Source organism: Rhodoblastus sp. (assembly GCF_019449565.1).
In the GTDB taxonomy this organism is placed as follows: Bacteria; Pseudomonadota; Alphaproteobacteria; order Rhizobiales; family Beijerinckiaceae; genus Rhodoblastus.
Genome location: NZ_JAGRPM010000004.1, coordinates 1 through 5,499 on the forward strand (window position 1 = coordinate 1; position 5,499 = coordinate 5,499).

Consider the following 5,499-nt stretch of genomic DNA (forward strand, 5'->3'; position numbering starts at 1 on the left):
GGATCCCCACGCTCGCCGACGCGATCCTCGACCGCGTCATCCACAACGCCTATCGGATCGATCTGGCCGGCGAAAGCCTGCGAAAGCCCCGTGCCTCCGCATGAAATCCAGGCGCTCTTGACCAATCAGAAACGGCGAAACATCATCAATCCTGACCTGCGGCGGCAAACTGCAAGTGGCCGGCTTCAAATCAGAACGCTGGCCGGCTTCAGATCGGAATAGGTGGCCGGCTTCCTATTGGAATGCGTGGCCGGCTTCGTCGGAATCCGCAGGCGGCCGCGCGGAATATGAGGGGCGCGCCGAAGAGGGCGGCGGCCGAAGCGACGGCGACGCTGACGAAATAAAGGCGGAGCCATGGCAAGGCGCGCGCCTCATCGACGAGATCCTGCACCCTCGGCGTCGGGCGCTTGCCGAGCAGGGGGCCATAGCATTCGAGCCAGGTGACGAAGGCGATGATCTTATAGAGCTTGGCGAGCCCCAGCCCGGTCAGCCAGCCGAAGGCGAACAGAAAAGTCAGCGCGCCGATGCTGCGGTTGATCTCGCCCGAAGCCGTCGCGAGGAGCGTCAGTAGAAAGCCGAGGCCCAAACAGCCGAGGGCCCACGCCGCCATTTTTGCGTTGAGCTCCAGCTTTTTCCGCTTGCGCGCGCGGTAGAGGCGAACGACGTCATAGCCATAACATGCGAGGCTGAGCGTCGCGAGAACGAGGGCGGCGACGAGCGGGTGCGTGGGGGCGCGCTGCAAGACGAGAATGCACACCGGGCCGCCAATGAGGAGGATGAAAATCGACGCGCCGCCGGCGAGCAGCGCAACAGCGCTCGTGCGTCGCTCGGCCTCCGGGGCGAGCATGAACATGGCGAGCAGTCGATAGCTGACGCCGGCGGCCGTGAAGGTCAGCCAGCTGCCGAGCCCAGCTGCGGCATGGATCGGAATTGCTTGCGACGTCAGCCGGGCCGCGAGGTCATTCGCGAACCAGCCGCCGATTGTGAATGAAAAGACCAGGCCGAGGGCAATGACGCCGGCAAGGCTCGCCAGACCTACCGCCACGAAACGGGCCGGCAGCCCGATCGGGCGCGCCGTCCACATTGTGCGGCCGAGGCTCCAGATATTGAGCGCAAAGCCGCAGGCAAGGCCAATTCCGCCGAGTTGCAGCCAAGGCGAAGGCCTGACGGCGCCGCCGGCCATGCCGAGGAAACCCAGAATGAGGCTCGCAAGGCCGGCGATCAGCAGCGCCAAAGCAACGGCGGGCAGGTCGGGGTGGACCAGCGGTTTTGTCACGAGCACCGGGACAAACTGGATGAGAGCGCCGCACATGAGCAGACTGAGCCATCCGACGCCGACGAGATGGACAAGTACGAGCGTTTCGGGAGCAGCGATGGCGCGGCTCGGAAAGCCGAAGCCTGCGACCATGAGAACTTCCGCGCCGAGAAGCGCGACAAGCGCTGTCGTGAAATAGCTCAGAGTCCAGCGAGATAATGATGCTCCGATCATGGGAGGCCTCTTGACGCGGTTGTCCAGTTAAAGCGGCGGGAGCGAAGGCGCAGCGCCTCGCTCCTGTCGCCACGCCTGTCAGGCGGCTTCCGCCAGTTTGCCAATCTCGACTTGCCAAACGTCCGGTCCGCGCTCGAGATAGGTCCATGAAAACTGGCGCGGATATTCCGCTTCGAGCTGGTAGTAGAGCGGCTTCGGGTCGTGGTCGTTCACAAGCGTGAAGGATCGGCCGCTCTCCAATTCGTCGACGAGTTGAAAGATTTTCGCGTGGCGCTGGGCGGGCGGCAGCGCCCGCACGTCGACAATGGAAGCGTTTTCGTTCGAATTTGACATTCTGACTTCTCCGACGGCCGCATGAGGATTGATCGACGCGCGGCCTGCGGCCTGTGCCGCGCGTTGAATTGCGTTGGAAACTGCTGGCGGGCGTCCGACCGCGCCTCAGTCCTCGCCCGGCTTCGGGCTGAAGTGCTCGGCGAATTTATCGGGCGTGCCGTTCCATGCTTCCGCGTCGGCGGGAGGCACGCCCTTTTTGAGGATGTTCGGCCACAGTTCCGCGTATTTGTTGTTGTGCTCCAGCCAGCGAGGCTCGGCCTCGCTATCCGAATCGGGGAAAATCGCCTCGGCCGGACATTCGGGCACGCAAACGCCGCAGTCGATGCATTCGTCGGGGTGGATGACGAGCATGTTTTCGCCCACGTAAAAGCAGTCCACCGGGCAGACTTCGACGCAGTCCATGTATTTGCACTTGATGCAATTGTCGGTGACGACATGGGTCATCGGCATTCCTTCCAGAAATTGTGGGTTTTTCCTCCGGCGCGCCGTTTAAAGATCTATTATTGATATACCTTTTAATTCGTGCGCGCGAAAAAAGCAATATGAAAAATATCTCTTTTGTGCCGATGTTCACTGGCGATCGAGGTTGCGGAATTCGTCAACGGACGAAAGAGATGACCGGCGCCGCGTGACATCGATCGCGCCGAAGGAGCCGGATCGACCCAATGCGTCGCCCGAGCCGCGCAATTTTCCGGAATCCGGAATCCGCAAAGCGTGCGGTTATGTTCAGGAAGCCAAGGTGTTTGAATGCCGTGCCTTGCTCACGCTCCGACGCCAGGTTCGGCATTTGGCGTGGCCGCCAGGTTTCTCTGAAGGCCATGAAACTCCGCCCCATCGAGGCAAAGGCCCCCACGCGGACCAGCGTCAGCTCTCATTCCACTATACAACATGAAAATATGGAGCAATGATTGACCGCCTAGTCTAGGGAGGCCGCGCCGGGATTAATGCGGTAGCGGCGATCCCAGAATCAAGCTCAGGAGACGCACGATGGCGGAAAATTGGCTCCCAACCCTCGAAGCCGCGACGCCGCAGCTTGGTTTTGAACTCGCAATAAAGCTTTCACGAATGGGTGTGAAGCTGACCCAGCCGTCTGACGAGGTGCGCAACAAATTGCGAGCGTCTTACGAACAGGATTCTCAGCAGTTGATCGCGGTTTCGCAGGTTATTGCCACTTATTTTCAGACAATCGCGGCTGCGAACAACTACTGGCGGTCATAAGCCGGCCAAACGCCGATGCCACGATTTCAAAAGTCGTGATCGTCGTTTGCACGGCTTCGAGATGTCGCGTCCCCATGTTCCTGGCTCGACACGGCGGGTTACTTCCGTCGCAGGACAGCCGGGCAGCATGGCGAACAAAGTCCTATCGTTCGATCTCGATATTGAAATTGGACCGCAAAGCGGTGCTAGCGAGATTGAAAATCGCAGTGCCCGCGTCGTCGTTTCCAAGACGCATAGGCGCTCTCCCAGGCAGCATCAGGCTCGCGCAGTCAGTGATTCGGCGCTACGCGATCGAATGTCCCGGCGCCGCCGCCAACCTCTGGACAAACGCTGATCCGCGCACCGGTTGCTGACGCCTAACCTCCTGAAATTCATGCTCGTCCTCTACGAAATCGAATGTCGGTCGCGGCGTTTGTGACACAGTGAGACGAGACGCCTGCTAATTGGTCAGGAAGCGCTTGCCGCGCGATCGGGCGTTCTCGCGCATCGGTCGCGGTTCTTCTGTACTGCACTGCCGGCTTACGCAGCCCGGCGATCAGCAACGTGCGCCGAACGCTTGGCCTTGCTCCGACAATATAAACTTGCGTATTGCGGCGATGAAGTTTCTGAACAAAAGCCTCAAGCGCCTTCGCAGCCGTGCTGTCGATCAGTGGAACTTCGCTGAAGTCAAGCGCAAAAGCGCGAGGATATTTCCCGATCCGATCGAGCGCGGTGCCAACGGCTGCTGTCGCTCCAAAGAAAAATGCGCCGCTGATCTTATAGACCATGAAGTCCGGATCGACAGCGTTCACGGCATTGTAGGCCTCACGCATGCCGCCATAGTCGTCGGCCTGGTCTTCATCAAGAAACGGCTGGCCTCCCTGAACCTCGACCGATTCCGCCATGCGGTGCAGGAAGAGGAAAGCGCCCAAGGTGACGCCAACTCCGATTCCCATTGTGAGATCTTCGAAAATTGTCAGCAGGAACGTCGCAAGCAGCACAAGGGCGTCACCCTGCGACGACCGCAAGAGTGCGACGAATTCCTCTTTCTCCGCCATATTCCAGGCCACGATCGCCAATACGGCGCCTAGCGATGCGAGCGGGATATATGAGGCGAGCGGCGCCGCCACAAGCATAAATAACAGGACGTATAGGGCATGCAAAATACCAGATACCGGCCCCCTTGCCCCCGAGCGCACATTGGTCGCCGTACGGGCGATCGTCCCGGTGACTGGCATTCCGCCGAATATCACGGCGGCAATGTTGGCCGCTCCCTGCGCGACGAGTTCGCAATTCGAACGGTGACGCCGCCCACTCATGCCGTCGGCGACGACCGCCGAAAGAAGGGATTCGATGGCGCCGAGAAGCGCAATAGCGAATGCGTCGGGCAAGAGGCCGCGCATCTTTTGAAGATCGAAAGCAGGCAGCGTTGGAGCCGGGAGGGTCTGCGGAACGGCTCCAAACCGGGTGCCAATGGTCGCCACGTCAAGATGCATGAAGCCGGTCAAAGCTGCGGTGACGGCCACAGCAATCAACATGCCCGGCCAGTTCGGCCGCAGACGCCGCACGCCAAGAATGATAATGATGGCCAAGATCGATAACAGCACAGTCGTCGGGTGTATTGTTGCGATCTGAGCCCAAAGCGCTGAAAGTTTTGGCACCAGCGCCGCCGGTTCCTTTGCAATATCGAGACCAAGAAGTTCTTTGATCTGGCTGGCGAAGATAATGACCGCGATGCCCGTCGTAAAGCCGACCGTCACTGGATAGGGGATATATTTGATATAGGTGCCCCAACGTAGGAAACCAGCGACGAGCATCATAACGCCGGCCATCATCGTGGCGAGCACGAGTCCGTCATAGCCGTGTCGTTCGACAATAGCGAAGATCAGAACAATGAAGGCGCCGGCGGGGCCGCCAATCTGGAACCGGCTACCGCCCAAAGCCGATATGAGAAAGCCGCCGATGATAGCAGTGTAAAGTCCCCGGTCCGGGCTGAGCCCCGAGGCGATAGCGATCGCCATGGATAGAGGCAGAGCAACGATCGCAACTGTCAGCCCCGCGACAGCGTCGGCTTGAAAGTCTTTAAATCGGTAACCCTCGTGGAGGGTCGCTATCAGTTTTGGGGTAAACATCTCCCGAAAAGTCAACCGGGGGGTGTGCCTAGAGTTCATAGTCGGCTCCTTTCGTCAGGAGCGGCGGGATCGTCGGCGAAAGGTCGGCGGTCGTCGTCGCGGGATGCACATCTATCTGGCGCGTCTGCTCGATGAGCCGGCTTGCCGCAAGTGGACGCCCCGTCCGCCTCCGTCGCGGCGCAAGATCGACACCGAAACGCTTACGGGTGGTATCCATCCGGCGTAGCACGCAGGCGCAGGCAGCCGGATTCAGCGCGACCGCCTCGCCAGGATCGTCGGATCGTCGTTGTGGATTTTGATGAGATCGATCAGGTTCTCGATGCCGAAGTCTGTGAAGGCCATTTCGCC

6 protein-coding genes are annotated in these 5,499 nt (G+C 60.1%); 2 read left to right on the top strand and 4 right to left on the bottom strand.

The genetic code is table 11. The annotated features are described in order from the left end of the window. Window positions 1-104 (top strand): ATP-binding protein (locus tag QZ409_RS00365; RefSeq protein WP_296706069.1); only part of this gene is annotated, 104 nt, incomplete at its 5' end. A 104-nt stretch (window positions 105-208) separates the two neighbouring features. Here QZ409_RS00365 and QZ409_RS00370 read toward each other — a convergent pair. The 3 genes from QZ409_RS00370 to fdxA all read right to left on the bottom strand — a co-directional run bounded on the left by QZ409_RS00370 (window position 209) and on the right by fdxA (window position 2,266). Next, window positions 209-1,489 (bottom strand): hypothetical protein, encoded by a 1,281-nt coding sequence (locus QZ409_RS00370; RefSeq protein WP_296706064.1) that lies wholly within the window; start codon window positions 1,487-1,489, stop codon window positions 209-211. 78 nt (window positions 1,490-1,567) lie between these two features. Continuing rightward, complete coding sequence (locus tag QZ409_RS00375) at window positions 1,568-1,822, bottom strand: DUF2249 domain-containing protein (protein WP_296706065.1); 255 nt, start codon at window positions 1,820-1,822, stop codon at window positions 1,568-1,570. Window positions 1,823-1,927: 105 nt separating this feature from the next. Further along, window positions 1,928-2,266, bottom strand: a complete 339-nt coding sequence (gene fdxA / locus QZ409_RS00380; RefSeq protein WP_296706066.1) for a ferredoxin FdxA — start codon at window positions 2,264-2,266, stop codon at window positions 1,928-1,930. 543 nt (window positions 2,267-2,809) lie between these two features. On the opposite strand from fdxA, the gene QZ409_RS00385 reads away from it, so the two are divergent. Next, complete coding sequence (locus tag QZ409_RS00385; RefSeq protein ID WP_296706067.1) at window positions 2,810-3,040, top strand: hexameric tyrosine-coordinated heme protein; 231 nt, start codon at window positions 2,810-2,812, stop codon at window positions 3,038-3,040. Window positions 3,041-3,411: 371 nt separating this feature from the next. On the opposite strand, the gene QZ409_RS00390 is transcribed toward QZ409_RS00385, so the two are convergent. Beyond that, window positions 3,412-5,190, bottom strand: a complete 1,779-nt coding sequence (locus tag QZ409_RS00390) for a SulP family inorganic anion transporter (protein WP_296706068.1) — start codon at window positions 5,188-5,190, stop codon at window positions 3,412-3,414. Window positions 5,191-5,499 lie beyond the last annotated feature (309 nt).